Source organism: Paraburkholderia sp. HP33-1 (assembly GCF_021390595.1).
In the GTDB taxonomy this organism is placed as follows: Bacteria; Pseudomonadota; Gammaproteobacteria; order Burkholderiales; family Burkholderiaceae; genus Paraburkholderia.
Genome location: NZ_JAJEJR010000002.1, coordinates 529938 through 546025, shown reverse-complemented (window position 1 = coordinate 546025; position 16088 = coordinate 529938). Strand labels below are relative to the sequence as shown.

Sequence of the window (16088 nt, the reverse complement as noted above, 5' to 3'; positions counted from 1 at the left end):
GGTGGGGACGCTGCGTACCGCCATCGCTGGTCTGGTCGCGCTAGGTATCTGGCTGCTGGCGCTGGCTGCGCTGTCTTCCGGATTGCTGAAGTCGAACCGGCCGGCCCCGCCGCCTGCCCCACTGGATATGCGCGTGGTCGTGCTCGACGAACCTGCGCCGCCTGACTCTCGTGGGCCGCAAACTCCGGCGGCGGCTCCAGCGGATCAGGCGCTACCTCATGCGCAGACGCCATCGCGCACATCAGGGCATCGCGCGATGGCGCCTGTGCCGACCAGGACACAGACGCTGAAGACGCCCGCCGCCGCGGCGCCGTCCGCGCCGGTCGCACCGGTTGCGAGTTCGACACAACGCCCGTCGCAAGATGAGCCGTCCGAACAAACGGCCATCGCAGGATCGCAGCAATCGACCGCGCAGAACGCCGCGGCGCCGGCGGCTTCGACAACCGCCAACACCGCCGCCCGCTCCATTTCGCAACCGCTACCGTCCCTGCCAGACGACTTGCGCGGGCAGGCCTATCAAACGGTCGCGACCGCGCGCTTCACGATCCACGTGGATGGCTCGGTCGATGTCGAACTCATTCAGGCAACGCCGACCCCCCGCCTCAATCAGCTTCTGCTCGACACGTTGCGGCGCTGGCGCTTTTTCCCCGCGCTGCACGATGGCCGGCCCGTCGAAAGCACGCAGGACATCCGCGTGCATTTCAATGTCAGTTGAGGAGCGTCTCGTGAAAGGATCTCAGCCAATGGCAGCGCGCTGCCAGCCTTCAACGCAAATCCGCACGCAGATCGCGCACGCCTTTGCCGAGCCGTTGGCGCAACAGCGTCCGCAACGTGGCTCCATCGACATAACCAACCTCGGCCGCAATCGCGTCGACGCCGAGGCCGCTGCCATGCAGCAGTGACCGCGCGTACTCGACACGCAGGTCCTGAAAGTAGGCCAACGGCGATTTGCCGAGCACGTCCTGGCAGCGACGCTGAAGTGTGCGCGCGCTCGTCGCCAATGCGGCCGCCGCGTGCTGCAGCGAGAACCCTTCCTTCAGATGATCGCGCGCCCATCGCTCGAAACGCTGAATCAGCGGATCGGCCTGCGCGAGATGGTTGGGGATGATGTACGGCGCCTGCGATGAGCGCAGGTCGGCGAGCAGGTAGCGCGACACCAGCGTGGCCAGCTCGGGGCTCGCACGGCGGATCAACCACAGCGCGAGATCGAGGTGCCCCATCGCCGCGCCCGCCGTCACACCGATATCCGATGGCACCAGCATGCGCGACTCGTTGAGCAATACCGTCGGATAGCGTTGCCGGAACAATGGACCCAGAAACCAGGTCGTGGTCGCTTCGCGATGATCGAGGAGTCCAGTTTCCGCGACGAGGAACGTGCCGATGCACGACGCGGCGATCAGCGCGCCCTGTGCGTGCCACGCCAGCATTTGCGCCCCGGCGTCGCGCACATCCGGCCGTTCGAGCGCCGGCACGAGTTGGTCCGGCGTGCCGGTACTAAGCGCGGGAACGATCACCCAGTCCGGCTTCAGGTCCGGGGTGATCGCTTGCACGGGTATGGCCAGCCCCTGCCCCGAGCGGACCTTCTTGCGCACGCCGACGACCGACAGTTCGAAGTGCGACCGCCCGCCCATCTTCGCGGCCGCGAACCGGTTGGCGAGGGAGAAGGCGTCGAGCATGACGGTGAGGCCAGTGTCGAACAGCCCCTGCAAGGCGAGCACAGCGATTCGCATGGCGTAAATGACCCTAAAGTTGTCATTTCCGACGATACAGCTTTTTCCGGCCGAGGGCTACAGTGAACCCCGTTGTACACCGCAACCGACGTCGACCCAGGAGGTCAATGATGAAAGTTTTCGCCATCGCATCCGCGCAACCGACCCTCACTCCCGACAAGCTCCAGCAGCACCTGCCCCACGAGGTGCCGGCCACGCTCCAGCTTTATCTCGACAGCAAGGTCGAGCAGTTCTGGTTCCGCGACCAGGCCGGGCCCATTTTTCTGATGAACGTCGAGTCGGTCGACGAAGCCAAGGCAATACTCAATGCATTGCCGCTCGTGGCTGACGGGCTGATGAAGTACGAGTACCTGCCGGTGGGACCGCTCGCGCCGCTCGGGCGGCTGATTCATAAGGGATGATGTCGCAGGCGGGGAGCCGTGCCGCCAACGTGGTTGGCGGCACGTTTCAAGCATTACTGCCCCACCTTCTCCGATTCAACGATCAGATCGAGCACATAAGCGATCGACGGCCCGTCGGCAGGCGGGTTCCTGATCGTGAAACGCTTCACGCGCACCACGTTTCGGATACCCGGCGTGTGCGTATAACCTTCGATATCCTGACTCAACGGTTGCCACGGTCCAGGCGTGCCGGTTGCGAGACCCTGCTCGTCGAAGAAGCGTTCGCGCACGAGCAGACATTGCGCGTTGGGCATCGACGGATGGTTGCACGGCACGGGCTGCGCCGCCACTTCAAGAAACGCTATTTGACCGGGACCGCCGTAGCGCATCTCGGCCGTAGGCACGCCGGTGAAGCTCAGCGTGTCGCCGCTATCAGTGACCAGTTGCAAGCTCGCCGCGTTGTCACGCGCAAGCAGGTTCACGTTGACGCTGCCCCGCACACGCTGCGAGATCGCATCGTCGAGTGCGGCTAGCGCGGGATCGGGGCAAGCCATCATCGTGCTGACCATCGGGCCGATCTGCAAATACCCTTTCCTGACGGTGTAACCCGCTCCCATGCTATTGCAGCCATTGACGACGGTGATCCGGTACGGACTGAAGTCGAGTTGCACTGGCTTGTCCGGGCGGACGAACAGCGCATCGATGTGCGTGCCATTGCTATCGATCGCGTTGTTCAGTTGCCAATGGTACCGGGTCAACAGATCGGTGCCGGTCGGCGACGCGGGGTTCGCGGCGGCCGTAGTCGCCGCTGGCGCCGGCGTTGTCACTTCGGGTGTCTGTGCGCAGGCGGCGAGAACGAGCGGCAGCAATAGCATCCAGTATTTCACGTCGGCACCTCGCTGGGTTCGGTGGTTGTTCCGGGCGTCTGCTCTCGTTGCCGGGTGAAGGGACGCGAGAATCAGGTCGCATGCTCGAAAGCCGGAAGTGCCAGTGAAGGGTACCACCCGGCCGCATCAGGCCGGGTTTGCGCACCTGCTTCGTTCAGGCCGCGAGCATCGACTCGACGACCGACAGCATAACGCAGGTGGAAGGCGTAAAAACGTCGCTCGATGTTGATCGGATTCTTCGTTAGGTGGCCGAACTGCGGCAGGTGAAGCAAGCTACATCTGGGAAACGTCACGGCCGAGGGAAGGAACAGCGTGCAACCGCTTCAGCCGAGGGCGCAACATCAGATAGAAGGCGGCAACATGCGTGATCGCCAGCACCGGCACATAAATGATCGGAATCGCGTACAAGGCGCCCAGATCGCCTGGACGTGCAGGCAGATCGACCGCTACCGCGTGGTAGTAGTCGACGACGAGATCGGTCGTACCAACAAGATTGAAAGCAACGACGAACGACCAGAAAAGCGGACGTATCCGGGCCGTCAGCAACGCCAGCAGCGCCAGCACGCCCGTGGCGAAATCCCCATAGGCAGCGAACGCGGCGAAGCTCGCGGACAGCTGCGGACTGACGACACCAGGCAACAGGAAGGCGAGCCCGAAGAAGCGGAAGCTGTGCAACGTGGCGATCGCGCGTTGCGCGTCGAATGGAGCCATCGACTTGAGCTTCGGCCACACGTAGGTGCCGAAGCACAGCAGCCAGGCGACATAGCCCAAAACGAGGTGCAACTGGAACAGAAGCCGCGGTGACATGGTGCCTCCTAATCAAATGTTGGACGCGCGTTGGACACGCAGGTGTTAGGTGTACCATCGTCTCGCGCGAGTGACTATTCCTCACAATGTTGACAGGCTATGAAGCAGAACTTCACGGTCAGGCAGGGCGCGCTCGATGGCGTCGAGGTCTTCCTCAGCGTTGCCGAGCAGCGCAGTTTTCGCGGCGCCGCCGCGCAACTCGGCGTGACGCCGTCGGCCGTCAGTCAGGCGGTGCGTGTGCTCGAAGCCCGCATCGGCGCGACGCTGTTCATCCGCACCACGCGCAGCGTCGGCTTGACCGAGGCCGGCGAGCGCTTTCTGGCTCGCGCCAAGCCGGCTTTCGAGGAACTCGTCGCCGCCAGCGAGGTGGCGCGCGGACTCGGCGAACGACCGTCCGGCCTGTTGCGTCTTTCCGTACCGCGTGCGGTCGTGCCGATCCTGCTGGAGCCGCTGATCGCGTCGTTCTGCAAGGCCAATCCCGAGGTCGAGGTGGAAGTCGCGGCCAGCAAGGAGTTGATCGACCTCGCGACGGAAGGCTTCGACGCCGGCATCCGGCTGGGTCAGTTCGTCGCCGCCGACATGGTCGCGGTGCCGCTCTCGGCGCCGTTCCGCTTTGTCGTCGTCGGCAGTCCCGGCTATTTCGCGTCACGCGGCCGCCCCGAGCACCTGGATGATCTGCGCGAGCATGCATGCCTTCGCTGGCGACGCTCCAGCGGCGCGCTCGCGTTGTGGTCGTTCAACGACAACGGCCAGCCGATCGAGATCGCTGTCTCCGGTCCTTTCATCGCCAGCGATTATCCGAGCATGCTGGGCGCGGCGATCGAAGGCATTGGCCTTGCCCAGCTACCCGAGCCGATGACCGCCGAGGGATTGCGAACGGGAAAGCTGGTGCAGGTTCTGGAGCCGTACGCGCCGATGGTCCCGGGCGTGTTTCTCTACTATCCGAGCCGCCGCCAGATCATGCCGAAGCTGCGTGCGTTCATCGATCATGTGAAGAGCCGCACGACGCGATCGATGCCTAGCGATAGTTGACGAAGTTGATGATGTCGTTGAGGAACCACGGCAGAATCAGTTGCGTGTCGGAATAGCTGGTGCCGACGGTGAGTCTCGGTGGTCTTGATGCGGAGTCGGGAGCGTGCAGCATGTAGGTGTCCGTAGCGTACGCCGTCTGTGGATTCGCCGGCGACGAGGTCGAAGTGCAGCCGGCAGTGAGAACGACGAGAACTGCTGCGAAGCAGAGGGACTTCATAGCGGGGTGAACTCCGGCGACGTTTTCGACATTATGGCCGAACTGAGTCGAATTCCGGGAACGAACCGCATTCGCCATCACAACTCCAGTACCGTGACTCCCACTTCCATGCGATGCGCGCCGCCGCCAAGAATCGTCCCGCGCAGCAACGACACATCGCTGTAATCGCGCCCGATCGCAAGCGTCACATGATCGACATCGGCGAGCACGTCGTTGGTCGGATCGAGATCGATCCAGCCGCTGGCCGGACAATGCACCGACACCCACGCATGCGAAGCATCCGCGCCAATCAGCCGTGGGTGGCCCGGCGGCGGATCGTTGCGCAGATAGCCGCTGACGTAGCGCGCGGGCAAACCGAGCGAACGCAAACAGCCGATCATCACCTGCGCGAAATCCTGACACACGCCGCTCTTCAGTTCGAACGCGCGTTCGGCCGGCGTATCGAACAGCGTTGCCGACGGCTTGTACGCGAAGTCCTCGTGAATCCGACGCATCAGATCGATCGCGCCCGCGACGAGCGGCCGGCCGGGCGTGAAGCTCGGCAACGCATAGGCGCGCAGCGCCGGCCGCAGCGTGATATTCGGCGACGCGAAGCAATACTCCGCCTCCGCACGGAACGCGCCGCCCACGCGAAACCGCAGCGCCTCGGCCACGGTTTCCCACTGGGGGGTGGCCTCGGCATCGAGGTCGGTCCAGCGCGGCGTCAGCGCGACCGTGGTTTCGCTGACGAGCTGCAGGCGCTCGTGCGGTGTATCGAGCGCGAAGTACAGCACGTCGTTGCCGAACGCGTCGATACGGCTATGCTGATACGACGGCTGCGGCTCGATCCGCTCGCTGCGCGAGATCACACGTTGCCACGGACACGCAAGCGGCCGGATCGTCGCCAGATGCTGCGCGGTTTCGACATACGTCGAGTAATGGTAAGTAGTGCGATGCGAGACCGACAGCACCGTCGACGCCTTCTTCATGCCCACACCTGCGAGGCGACCGTGGTCGCGTGACTGAAATAGCGCGCGCTGATCTCATGCGCGGCCGCGTTCGCGAACCCGCCGATCTGATCGCACAGCGCGATCAGCGTGGCATGCGATCCGTGTTCGTCGACCTCGCACAGCGACTCGAGCGACGGCATCAACTCGACGGACGGCAGCAGCTCCGCAAACGGCCGATGCCGCAGGCTGCCCGCCGCAATCGAAATCTCGTCGAGCTTTGTACGCAGCCGCTCGTACACGCCATAAATGCCGCGCGGATTGTGCGGTTCGATCACGAGCAGATCGAGCAGCGCGGGCACTTCGAAACGCCCTGGATACAGCGTTCGGTACGTGAGCGTGCTGTCGAACATTTGCAGCAGCAGATCGAAGCCGGCCGGCGTCGTGAGCTGGCCGTTCGCGGCGACGACGCGCATGAACGCGGCCATGCTCGCGACGCGTTCGATATGACGCCCGACGAACAGCAGCCGCCACGCTTCATCGCGCGTCATGCGGTCGCCCTGCGCGCCGCTGATTGCCGATAGCTGCACCGACAAATGCTCGAGCGCATTCACGAGCGTCACGCGATCGTAACGATCGAACGCACTACCGCCATTCGCGTTGTCATTGCCCGCGCCCACGGCCGGCAGCAACACCTGCAACGCGTCCTCAAAGTCGTTGCGCGCCGCGAGGATCATGCGCCAATGATCATTCGACAAGCGCCCGCGCACCTCGCCGTTCGCGCGCGCCTGGCAATTCAGGTTCTGGCTGATGCTGACGCTGCCCGCACTCTCGCCGAGATTCGAGACGAGCGCGCGCTCGAACGTCTGCGGCGACGCCGGCACGCGCGGCGACGTCAGGTCGCCCGCCTGCACGAGGCCGCACCACGTCGCGAGTTCGAGCAGCGTCGCGAACATCGCGTCGGCGTCGCTGCCTTCGAGCGAGCCGAGAATCAGCCGCAGCAGGCGCACGTTGTTTTCCGCGCGCTCGCCGTAGCGGCCCGCCCAGAACAGGTTCTCCGCGGCACGGCTCGACACCGTGCGATGCTTGCGCGTGAGGTCGGCGGGCTGCATCGGCGAAGGCAGCAGCGTGAACGTCGAGGTCGGCTGGCTCGACAGCACCCATGTATCGACGCTGCTGCCGCCGTACTGCATCGATACCGTGGTTTGCCGCTCGGCGGCCATCCGCGTGAAGCCGCCCGGCATCACGTGCCAGCCGCCGTTGACGTCGGCAATCGCATAGACCCGCAACACCGACGCCCGGCCGCCGATCGTGCCCTCCTCGTAGCGCGGCGTGCAGGAAAAGCGCTGCTCCTGCTGGATCGTGAACGCGTCGGGCACCGCCTCGATGCGCTCGCGCCATGCCGCGACCGGCTGCCTGCCGCCCTCGATGCCGGGCGGGGCGTCGCGTCCGGCGAGCGGCCAGGTCGGCACGATGAACGCCTCGTCGAGATGCGCGAACGCATGCTCGCGCGCGGCCTCTTCGCCGCACCACCAGGTCGGCACGCCGGGCAGCAGCAGTTCCTCGCCGAGCAAGGCTTCTGCGATTCCCGGCATGAAACCATGCAATGCCGGAGATTCGGCGAAGCCCGAGCCCGGCACGTTCGACACGATCACATTGCCCGCGCGCATCACCTGCAACAGCCCTGGCACGCCGATCGTCGAATCGGCGCGCAGTTCGACTGGGTCGCAGAACGCGTCGTCGAGACGGCGCAGCACGACATGCACGCGTTCGAGCCCCGCCAGGGTCTTCAGATAGAGCCGGTCGCCGCGCACGGTCAGATCCTTGCCTTCGACCAGCGTGACGCCGAGATAGCGCGCAAGGAACACGTGCTCGAAATAGGTTTCGCTGTACGGCCCCGGCGTGAGCAGCGCGATATGGGGCGACGCGTCGGTGCCTTCACCGTCGCGCATCGTCGCCTGCGCGGCCTGCACGTGTGTCGCGATCAGTTGCGAATAGAGCGGCGCGAGCCGGCTCACGTGCAGCGAGCGGAATGGCTCGGCGAGCAGCGTCGATACGATCAGGCGGTTTTCGAGCGCGTAGCCGAGGCCGGACGGCGCCTCGGTGCGATGCGCGATCACGCTCCACTCGCCGCCCGGCGTACGCGCGAGATCGAGCGCGACGACCTGCAGATACTGGCCACCCGGCGGCGTAAAGCCCTTCACCGAACGCAGATAGCCGGGATGACCGAACACCAGCGCGGGCGGCAGTTGCCCATATTCCAGCAGCGTCTGCGGTCCGTAGATATCGGCGACGATTGCGTTGAGCAGATGCGCGCGCTGCGCGACGCCGCGCTCGATCTGCGCCCACTCGGCCTCGCTGATCAGGAACGGCAGCAGGTCGAGCGCCCATGGCCGCGACTTGCCGTTGTCCGCGTAGACGTTGTAGCTGATGTCGTTGTCGCGGATCTGCTGCGCGATCGACGCGTGATGGTCCGCGAGCCGCGCGACGCCGCCTTCGCCGAGTTGCGCGAAGAACTGCCGCCACGGCTCGCGCAGCGCGCCCGACGCGTCGCGCAACTCGTCCCAATGTCCGTCATGACCCGGCAGCAACCGCAACATGGACGAAGCGTCCGCCGGCAGCGCGGACGCCTCGAAGGGCAAAGTCGATTGAAAGGCCAAGGTCGTGTGGTGTCAGTGATGCATGTTATTCAACTGTGCCGCAAATCGAGCGTGAACGGAAACTCGAGGCTGCGCTGCGGCGTGCCCACGGCGAGCGGCCCCGGCGTATGACCCGACGCGAAGAAACGCGCGCGCCGCCGGCTTTCCGCCTCGTAGGCGTTGACCGGGAAGGTCTGATAGTTGCGCCCGCCCGGATGAGCGACATGATACTGGCATCCGCCGAGCGAGCGGCCGCTCCATGTGTCGACGAGGTCGAACGTGAGCGGCGCATGCACGCCGATCGTCGGATGCAGCGCCGACGGCTGCGACCACGCACGAAAACGCACGCCGGCCACGTACTCGCTGACGCGGCCGGTGGGCTGCAACGGCACCGGCACGCTGTTGACGCTCAGCACGTGACGATTGCCGTTCAAGCCCAGCGCTCGCACCTCCAGCCGCTCGACCGACGAATCGACATAGCGCACCGTGGCGCCGCTAGCGCCCTCCTCGCCCATCACGTGCCACGGTTCGAGTGCGTTGCGTATCGTCAGATCGATGCCGCTCAAAGACATCTCGCCGACGAGCGGAAAGCGGAATTCGAAGTGCGGCGCGAACCACGCGCTGTCGAATGCGAAGCCCGCTTCGCGCAGCTCGGCGAGCACGTCGTCGAAATCCATTTTCACGAAGGTGCCGAGCAGGAAGCGGTCGTGCAGCTCGGTGCCCCAGCGCGTGAGGCGCTGCGTGTACGGCGTGCGCCAGAATCGCGCGACCAGTGCGCGCAGCAGCAGTTGCTGCACCAGACTCATGCGCGCGTGTGGCGGCATCTCGAAGCCGCGCAGTTCCAGCAGACCGAGGCGGCCGGTCGGCCCGTCGGGCGAATAAAGCTTGTCGATGCAGAACTCGGCGCGGTGCGTGTTGCCGGTCACGTCGATCAGGATGTTGCGCAGCGCTCGATCGATCATCCACGGCGGCAGGTTGCCGCTGTCGCGGCCGCCGAGCAGATCGACCTGCCGTTGCAGTTCGGCGAGCGCGATTTCAAGTTCGTAGAGCTGATCGTTGCGGGCTTCGTCGACCCGCGGCGCCTGGCTCGTCGGCCCGATGAACAAGCCCGAGAACAGATACGACAGCGACGGATGGTTGTGCCAGTACGCGATCAGGCTCGCGAGCAGATCGGGCCGGCGCAGGAACGGGCTGTCGGCCGGTGTCGCGCCGCCGAGCACGAAGTGATTGCCGCCGCCGGTGCCGGTGTGGCGCCCGTCGAGCATGAACTTCTCGCTGCTCAGGTAGCTGTGCGCCGCCGACTGATACAGGTACTCGGTGTGATCGACGAGTTCGTCCCAGTTCGCGGCCGGATGAATGTTGACCTCGATCACGCCGGGGTCGGGCGTGACCTGCAGCACTTTCAGGCGCGCGTCGCGCGGCGGCGGATAGCCTTCGAGCACGATCTGCATCTTCAGCTCATCGGCCGTCGCTTCGACCGCGGCGAGCAGGTCGAGATAATCGTCGAGATCGGTCAGCGGCGGCATGAACACGTGCAGCAGCGTGCGGCCGCTGCCGAACGAATGTGCTTCGGCTTTCGGGCCGGCCGCGCGTTTCGGGTCGCGCGCCTCGACGCACACCGCGGTGCGCAACGTCTCCGGCGACGACTCACCGCGCCCCGGCAATGACGCGTCGCCGCGCGGCGGTGCATACGCGAGCACACCGCCGTGCGGCATGCCGCTCAGCAGATCGGCTGCCGACAACGACAGCGCGGCCGCCTGCTGTGCGCTGGTCTCATCAGCGGCGATCTGCCGGTCCTCGCGCTCGCCCTGGTACTGAACGCGCAACTGCGCGGCCGTGCGCAGCGGCTCGGCCGGCGCGAACGGATCGTGCGCATGCTGATACGGATAGTCGGTCTTCGACACCCACGGCAGCGAATCGAGCGGTAGCCGGTAGCCCATCGGCGAATCGCCGGGAATCAGATACATGCGTTCGTCGCGGAAGAACCAGCGGCCCGTGATCCACGTCGGCGCGATGCCCGGCGCGGCGCGCTCGCGGCCGATCGGCAGCACGTAGCCGGCCGGACTCGCGAGCCCCGCGTCGAACACGCGCCGCAATCGCACGCGTTCAAGTTCGTCGTCGAGGCGCGCGTCGAACGGATCGACGTTGACCGGCAGGCGACGCTCACGCCACAGGTAGTACCAGGTGTCTTCGTAGCCGGGCTGGATGCAGTCCGCGTCGAGCGACAGCTTCGCGGCCAGGTGCGCGATGAAGCGTTGCGCGTCGCCGGCCGTGTAGCGGCCCGGCTCGCGTTCGTCGGCGAACAGCGCCGGGTTGTGCCAGCACGGCTCGCCATCGGCGCGCCAGTACAGCGACATCGCCCAGCGCGGCAACTGCTCGCCCGGATACCACTTGCCCTGCCCGATATGCAGGAAGCCGTTCGCGCCGTAGCGTTCGCGCAGCCGGTCCATCAGCGCGACCGCATAGCCGCGCTTGGTGGGCCCGAGCGCGTCGGTGTTCCATTCGGCGTCGTCGCGATCGCGCACCGACACGAAGGTCGGCTCGCCGCCCATCGTCAGTCGCACATCCATGTCGGCGAGTTCATAGTCGACCCGCGCGCCCATCTTCAGCACGTCCTCCCAGGCGGCTTCGCTATACGGCTTCGTGACGCGCGGCGACTCCAGCACGCGTTTGATCGACATTTCGTGCTCGAACTCGACCTCGCATTCGTCGACCGCGCCCGAGATCGGCGCCGCGCTGCCTGGCTCCGGCGTACAGGCCACCGGAATATGCCCTTCGCCCGCCAGCAGCCCCGAGGTCGGATCGAGCCCGATCCAGCCCGCGCCGGGCAGATAGACCTCGCACCACGCGTGCAGGTCGGTGAAGTCGACCTCGGTGCCGCTCGGGCCATCGATCGATCTGACGTCGGGCGCGAGCTGCAGCAGATAGCCCGACACGAAGCGCGCCGCGAAGCCGAGTTGCCGCAGCGTCTCGACCAGCAGCCAGCCCGAATCGCGGCACGAGCCCGATGCGCTGGTCAAGGTTTCCTCGGGCGTCTGCACGCCCGGCTCCATCCGGATCAGGTAGCGGATTTCATGTTGCAGCCGCTGGTTCAGCGCGACGAGAAAGTCCGAGGTGCGGGCCGGCGTGCGGTCGATGCTCGCGACGAACCCGGCGAAGCGCGGCGTCATCGGCCGCTTCACGCAGTAGGGCGCGAGCTCGGCCGCCAGCTCCGGCGCGTACTCGAACGGAAACTGCTCGGCCGACGGTTCGAGAAAGAAGTCGAACGGGTTGTAGACGGCCATTTCGGCGACCAGATCGACGCTCACCTTGAACTCGCGCGTCTGCTCGGGAAACACGAGCCGCGCCTGATAGTTGGCGAACGCGTCCTGCTGCCAGTTGATAAAGTGCTTCGCGGGCTCGACGCGCATCGAGTACGACAGGATGGGCGTACGACAATGCGGCGCGGGCCGTAGCCGCACAACCTGAGGCGAAAGCGTAACCAGCCTGTCGTAACGGTAATGAGTAACGTGATGCAACGCGACGCGTATGGACACTCCGGACTCCTCGACGAAAAGGGCAGCCTGCTAAAAAAGCAAGCTCTATGCCGTTGCTGGACAAACTCGCGTGAACCGCCTGATGTTGCCTGAGCTGCGTGTGCGTTTTGCGTACCGCTTGCCTTGCCGCTGGCCCGCGCCGGAGCGTGCACCAAAGCGGCGCAGCGTCGTTGCACGATCATGACCGTACTGTGCGTTAAAGCGGTGAAGTCTGGCAATCGCGGCATGAAGATTGCGGCAGGCTTTCGCCGACGACATCGCACTCCTCACGAGGCCCGCCCGATGAAAACCTTTCACTGCAATCGCTGCGCGCAACTCGTGTTCTACGAGAACGTCCGCTGCGAGCGCTGCGAGTCGCTGCTCGGCTATCTGCCTGAACAGCGGGAAATCAGCGCCTTCGAATACGCCGGCAACGGCCGCTGGCGCAGCCTGCATCCGCAGGCGAACGGCGCGCTGTTCCGTCAATGCCACAACTACGCGGTCGAGAACGTCTGCAACTGGATGATTCACGCCGATTCGCCCGACACGCTGTGCCACGCCTGCCAGCTGACCCGCACGATTCCGAACCTGAGCGAACCGGAAAACCGGCTCTACTGGTACCGGCTCGAAGTGGCGAAGCGGCGTCTGCTCTACACGCTGGCGGGGCTTGGCTTCGACGTGCCATCGCGCGACGCGGACCCCGAGCACGGGCTCGCCTTCGAATTTCTCGCCGACGGCGGCGACGGCGAACGCGTGATGACCGGTCACGACAACGGGCTAATCACGCTGAACATCGCCGAGGCCGACGACGCGCATCGCGAGAAAGTCCGCACCGCGATGGGCGAACCGTACCGCACGCTGCTCGGCCACTTCCGCCACGAGACGGGCCACTACTTCTTCAGCCAGCTGATCGAAACCGAGCCGCGCTGGCTCGACCAGTTTCGCCAGCTGTTCGGCGACGAGCAGGCCAACTACGGCGAAGCGCTCGACGCCTACTATTGGAACGGCCCACCGGCCGACTGGCAGGCGTCGTATATCAGTGCGTACGCGACGATGCATCCGTGGGAAGACTGGGCGGAGACCTGGGCGCACTATCTGCTGATCGTCGATGTGCTCGATACGTCGACGTCGTACGGACTCGCGCTGCTGCCCGACGATCCGAGCGAGCCGACGCTGACCGACCGCACGCCGGTCGAGGATGCGAGCTTCGGCAATCTGATGAAGCGCTGGTTTCCGCTGACGTGTGCGCTGAACAGTCTGAACCGCAGTCTCGGCATGCCCGACGGCTATCCGTTCACGCTCGCCGCGCCGGTGGTCGAGAAGCTGCGCTTCGTGCATCGCGTGATCGCGGCGGCGGGAGACAGGCGCGCATAGAAACAACAACGCGACCTCAGTAAGCCACGTAAGGCCCCATCCCACCCGGCGTCGACTGCTGCTCGATCGCTGCATACACGTTACGGCCATAGAAGAACGGGAGCCCCCAGTCGAACGCGGTCGACGTGACGAAGGCCGGTTACGCGAGCAGCGGCGATGCCGATACGGCCCGTCGACGCACGGCCTTCGCCAGATTACGAATTGTCAGGTTCGACACTTCGTGGACCTTGCAACTGCATTGATCCTGGCGGCAACCGTTTGCACTGAAAAGTGTGTCGGTTACCGAACGGACGCTTCCTGTCTCAAGCGTCAAATTCTCGCAAACCGCGAATTCGCACCCGGTAGCCCGCACGCCGAAGCGCGCCGAGCGATACCGTCAGGACAGAGGCGAGAAGACCCACTTGAGACCAGCCTGAGCTACGACATGCAGCGATCAGAAGAAAATGTGAGCAACCAGCAATCCGGCCTCGACATCATTACTGACCCCGATGCTTTCCTCGCGCTTCGAGACGCATGGAATACGCTCTGGTCGAAAGCCGACGGACGCCATCACGAGGCTTTCGACGTCTGCTGGCTGTGCTGGACTCAGGTGGCGAAGCCGCACGGTCGCCGGCTGCACTGCATCGTGTATCGGGAAAACGGTGAACTCGTGCTCGTCTGGCCGCTCGTGAGCCGCCGACAGTTCTTCTGGACCGTGCTCGAACCGCTTACGCCCGGCACCGCTGAATACACCAGCATCCTCGCCGCCGCCGACGCGAGTGGGGCGATCGATGCAGCCTGGCGCGCCGCGACCCGGTACTCCCACGCCGATATCTTCAATGTTCCGTACGTAGGCAAGAACGCGCCGTTCTACGATCTCGCATCGCGACACGCGGGCCTCGTCGCGGCGACGCAGAATGTCTCCGCGATGGCGTTACTGCGCAAGGAGCCGGACTGGACGGCTTACTGCCGCACGCTCGGCACGTTGTCGAAGAAGAAGCCTGGCGCGCGTGAAAGGCGCTTCGAAAAGGAAGGCACCCTGGAAATCCGCGCCCTCGAAGCCAAGGATACGCACGCGCACGCCCAATGGGTGGACTGGATGCTCGCGCGCAAACGCGAATGGGCGGAACGCGTCGAAAAACAAGGGGCCTGGCTTTATTCGCAGGATTATCGGGACTTTCTGATTAATCTCGTCGACGGCACGCACACGCAGCCGATGGGAATACTTTTCGTGATGACTCTCGACGGCACGCCGGTCGCTGCGAGCCTCATAGGCTTGGGGCATACGTGCGTGAACGGTCTGATCGCAGGCTTCGACCCGAAGTTTTCCAGGTTCGCCCCCGGTTCGATCATGATGGAGCGCTGCATCAAGTGGGCATGGGAAAATCGTATGGATGTCGACTTCGGCATCGGCACGGAAGATTTTAAGGCGTACTGGAGCCGGGGCAATGTCCTGCAGAACACCAGCTTTCAGATTGCTACCACGCGGTGGGGAAAAATGGCGCTTTACGCCAAGGGTCTCGCGAAAAAGCTGGCCGATATGCGCGCGGTCGGAGCACGCGCCAGCGCCGACCAGGCCATCACGACCGCCCAGACGGCTGATTCGGAATTCGCAGAGATGCGGCCATCTCTCGCCACCGCGCAACCGCTGGAACCTGGCGAAGCCTGAAACTGACCGGCCATCGGCCGCCACCATTCGAACGCTGCGCTGTTCCTTTTTTGCCGGATGTCGGATTACAGTGCGCTGCGGGCTGACAGTGACAGGAATTCGACTAATGTGCCAGCAGTGCAAGCGCTGCACCGATGCCTAGTGCGCCCAATCCTTTCGAAAAAATTGCGCAACCCGACGTGCCGAGTAGCGTGAAGCAGATGCGGCGAAAATTCATATCTGAAAGCGACTTGTAGATGCGCACCCCCAGCAATGTAGAAGGCAGGACGATCACAACAGCAGTGGCGAACAGGCTCCAGAAACGGGCGTCGAACGTCGAGGGATGTTGTACTGCCAGCAGGCAGAGCGAAACCAGCTGCATGGCAAAGATGTAAGGCTGCACAATGGCTCTTGACTCTTCCTTGGGCAGTCCGCTGCGACCGATCCAGATCACCACCAGTGCGCCAGGAAAGGCCGTGAATCCGCCAATGACGCCTCCCAGCAGTCCCACAAGAACGGATGTCGACCATCCGCCTGTGCTCGGGCGCTGTTTCGAGCGCGTGAGGATCGAGTAGCCTGCGTAAGTCACCAGGAAGGCGCCGAAGCAGACCATCAGCACAGCTGTCGGCAGGGAATGCAAAATCTCGAGGCCGAGAGGAACACCCAGCAGGCCACCGAGAATATACGGAGCGGGACCGTTCGGCCACCACTGCCGTAGCGGCTTCATGTCGCTCTGGATCTGCTTTAGCGACATCAACTGATTGGCCGACGACAAGGCCATCAGTAACGGAATCGCCAGGGTGGGTGGCAGCAGCCATAAGCTCGCAGCGCCTATCGCCGAAAACCCAAACCCCGACAACCCGCTGGTGACCGCGGACACGGAAAGGATAATCATGAGAATGACGACGCTGGTGTGGCTCAACTGAAATAACGCTGAAAGGCTCATTGCGGTCC

The 16088-nt window shown here is 64.6% G+C and carries 13 protein-coding genes and 1 pseudogene; 5 read left to right on the top strand and 9 right to left on the bottom strand.

Annotated features, from left to right (window positions below):
* The first annotated feature begins 1 nt into the window (after position 1).
* Entirely contained in the window at positions 2-715 is a 714-nt protein-coding gene (locus tag L0U81_RS18515) for an energy transducer TonB (protein WP_233804985.1), read from the top strand.
* Between the two features lie 49 nt (positions 716-764).
* Here the strand turns inward: L0U81_RS18515 and L0U81_RS18510 are convergent, their stop codons facing one another.
* Entirely contained in the window at positions 765-1730 is a 966-nt protein-coding gene (locus L0U81_RS18510) for a GlxA family transcriptional regulator (protein ID WP_233804984.1), read from the bottom strand.
* A gap of 110 nt (positions 1731-1840) precedes the next feature.
* On the opposite strand from L0U81_RS18510, the gene L0U81_RS18505 reads away from it, so the two are divergent.
* The gene (locus L0U81_RS18505) at positions 1841-2131 is read left to right on the top strand and encodes a hypothetical protein (protein WP_233807828.1); all 291 of its coding nucleotides are present in this window, start codon (positions 1841-1843) and stop codon (positions 2129-2131) included.
* A 53-nt stretch (positions 2132-2184) separates the two neighbouring features.
* Here L0U81_RS18505 and L0U81_RS18500 read toward each other — a convergent pair whose 3' ends face one another.
* Both L0U81_RS18500 and L0U81_RS18495 read right to left on the bottom strand, forming a co-directional pair.
* Entirely contained in the window at positions 2185-2997 is an 813-nt protein-coding gene (locus L0U81_RS18500) for a DUF4377 domain-containing protein (protein ID WP_233804983.1), read from the bottom strand.
* A 273-nt stretch (positions 2998-3270) separates the two neighbouring features.
* Positions 3271-3804 carry a hypothetical protein gene (locus L0U81_RS18495; protein WP_233804982.1) on the bottom strand — a complete coding sequence of 178 codons (534 nt, stop codon included), beginning with the start codon at positions 3802-3804 and terminating at the stop codon, positions 3271-3273.
* Between the two features lie 99 nt (positions 3805-3903).
* Between L0U81_RS18495 and L0U81_RS18490 the strand changes: the two genes are divergently transcribed.
* The gene (locus tag L0U81_RS18490; protein WP_233804981.1) at positions 3904-4836 is read left to right on the top strand and encodes a LysR family transcriptional regulator; all 933 of its coding nucleotides are present in this window, start codon (positions 3904-3906) and stop codon (positions 4834-4836) included.
* On the opposite strand, the gene L0U81_RS33550 is transcribed toward L0U81_RS18490, so the two are convergent.
* The 4 genes from L0U81_RS33550 to L0U81_RS18475 form a co-directional block, all read right to left on the bottom strand.
* On the bottom strand, positions 4823-4948 hold the full coding sequence (locus L0U81_RS33550; protein ID WP_267957106.1) for a hypothetical protein: 126 nt from the start codon (positions 4946-4948) through the stop codon (positions 4823-4825). The genes L0U81_RS18490 and L0U81_RS33550 overlap by 14 nt on opposite strands.
* Before the next feature lie 182 nt (positions 4949-5130).
* A complete protein-coding gene (locus L0U81_RS18485; RefSeq protein WP_233804980.1) occupies positions 5131-6021 on the bottom strand; it encodes a transglutaminase family protein in 891 nt (296 codons plus the stop codon).
* Positions 6018-8639 (bottom strand): circularly permuted type 2 ATP-grasp protein, encoded by a 2622-nt coding sequence (locus L0U81_RS18480; RefSeq protein ID WP_233804979.1) that lies wholly within the window; start codon positions 8637-8639, stop codon positions 6018-6020. Before L0U81_RS18480 ends, L0U81_RS18485 begins: the two co-directional genes overlap by 4 nt.
* A gap of 29 nt (positions 8640-8668) precedes the next feature.
* Positions 8669-12154 carry a transglutaminase family protein gene (locus tag L0U81_RS18475; RefSeq protein WP_233804978.1) on the bottom strand — a complete coding sequence of 1162 codons (3486 nt, stop codon included), beginning with the start codon at positions 12152-12154 and terminating at the stop codon, positions 8669-8671.
* A gap of 282 nt (positions 12155-12436) precedes the next feature.
* On the opposite strand from L0U81_RS18475, the gene L0U81_RS18470 reads away from it, so the two are divergent.
* A complete protein-coding gene (locus L0U81_RS18470) occupies positions 12437-13507 on the top strand; it encodes a zinc-binding metallopeptidase family protein (protein WP_233804977.1) in 1071 nt (356 codons plus the stop codon).
* 16 nt (positions 13508-13523) lie between these two features.
* Here the strand turns inward: L0U81_RS18470 and L0U81_RS18465 are convergent.
* Positions 13524-13670 (bottom strand): annotated as a pseudogene (locus tag L0U81_RS18465) (DUF3443 family protein); the annotation flags it as partial.
* 57 nt (positions 13671-13727) lie between these two features.
* On the opposite strand from L0U81_RS18465, the gene L0U81_RS33695 reads away from it, so the two are divergent.
* Complete coding sequence (locus tag L0U81_RS33695) at positions 13728-15155, top strand: GNAT family N-acetyltransferase (protein WP_233804976.1); 1428 nt, start codon at positions 13728-13730, stop codon at positions 15153-15155.
* A gap of 103 nt (positions 15156-15258) precedes the next feature.
* Here L0U81_RS33695 and L0U81_RS18455 read toward each other — a convergent pair whose 3' ends face one another.
* Entirely contained in the window at positions 15259-16080 is an 822-nt protein-coding gene (locus L0U81_RS18455) for a TSUP family transporter (RefSeq protein WP_233804975.1), read from the bottom strand.
* Positions 16081-16088: the final 8 nt, after the last annotated feature.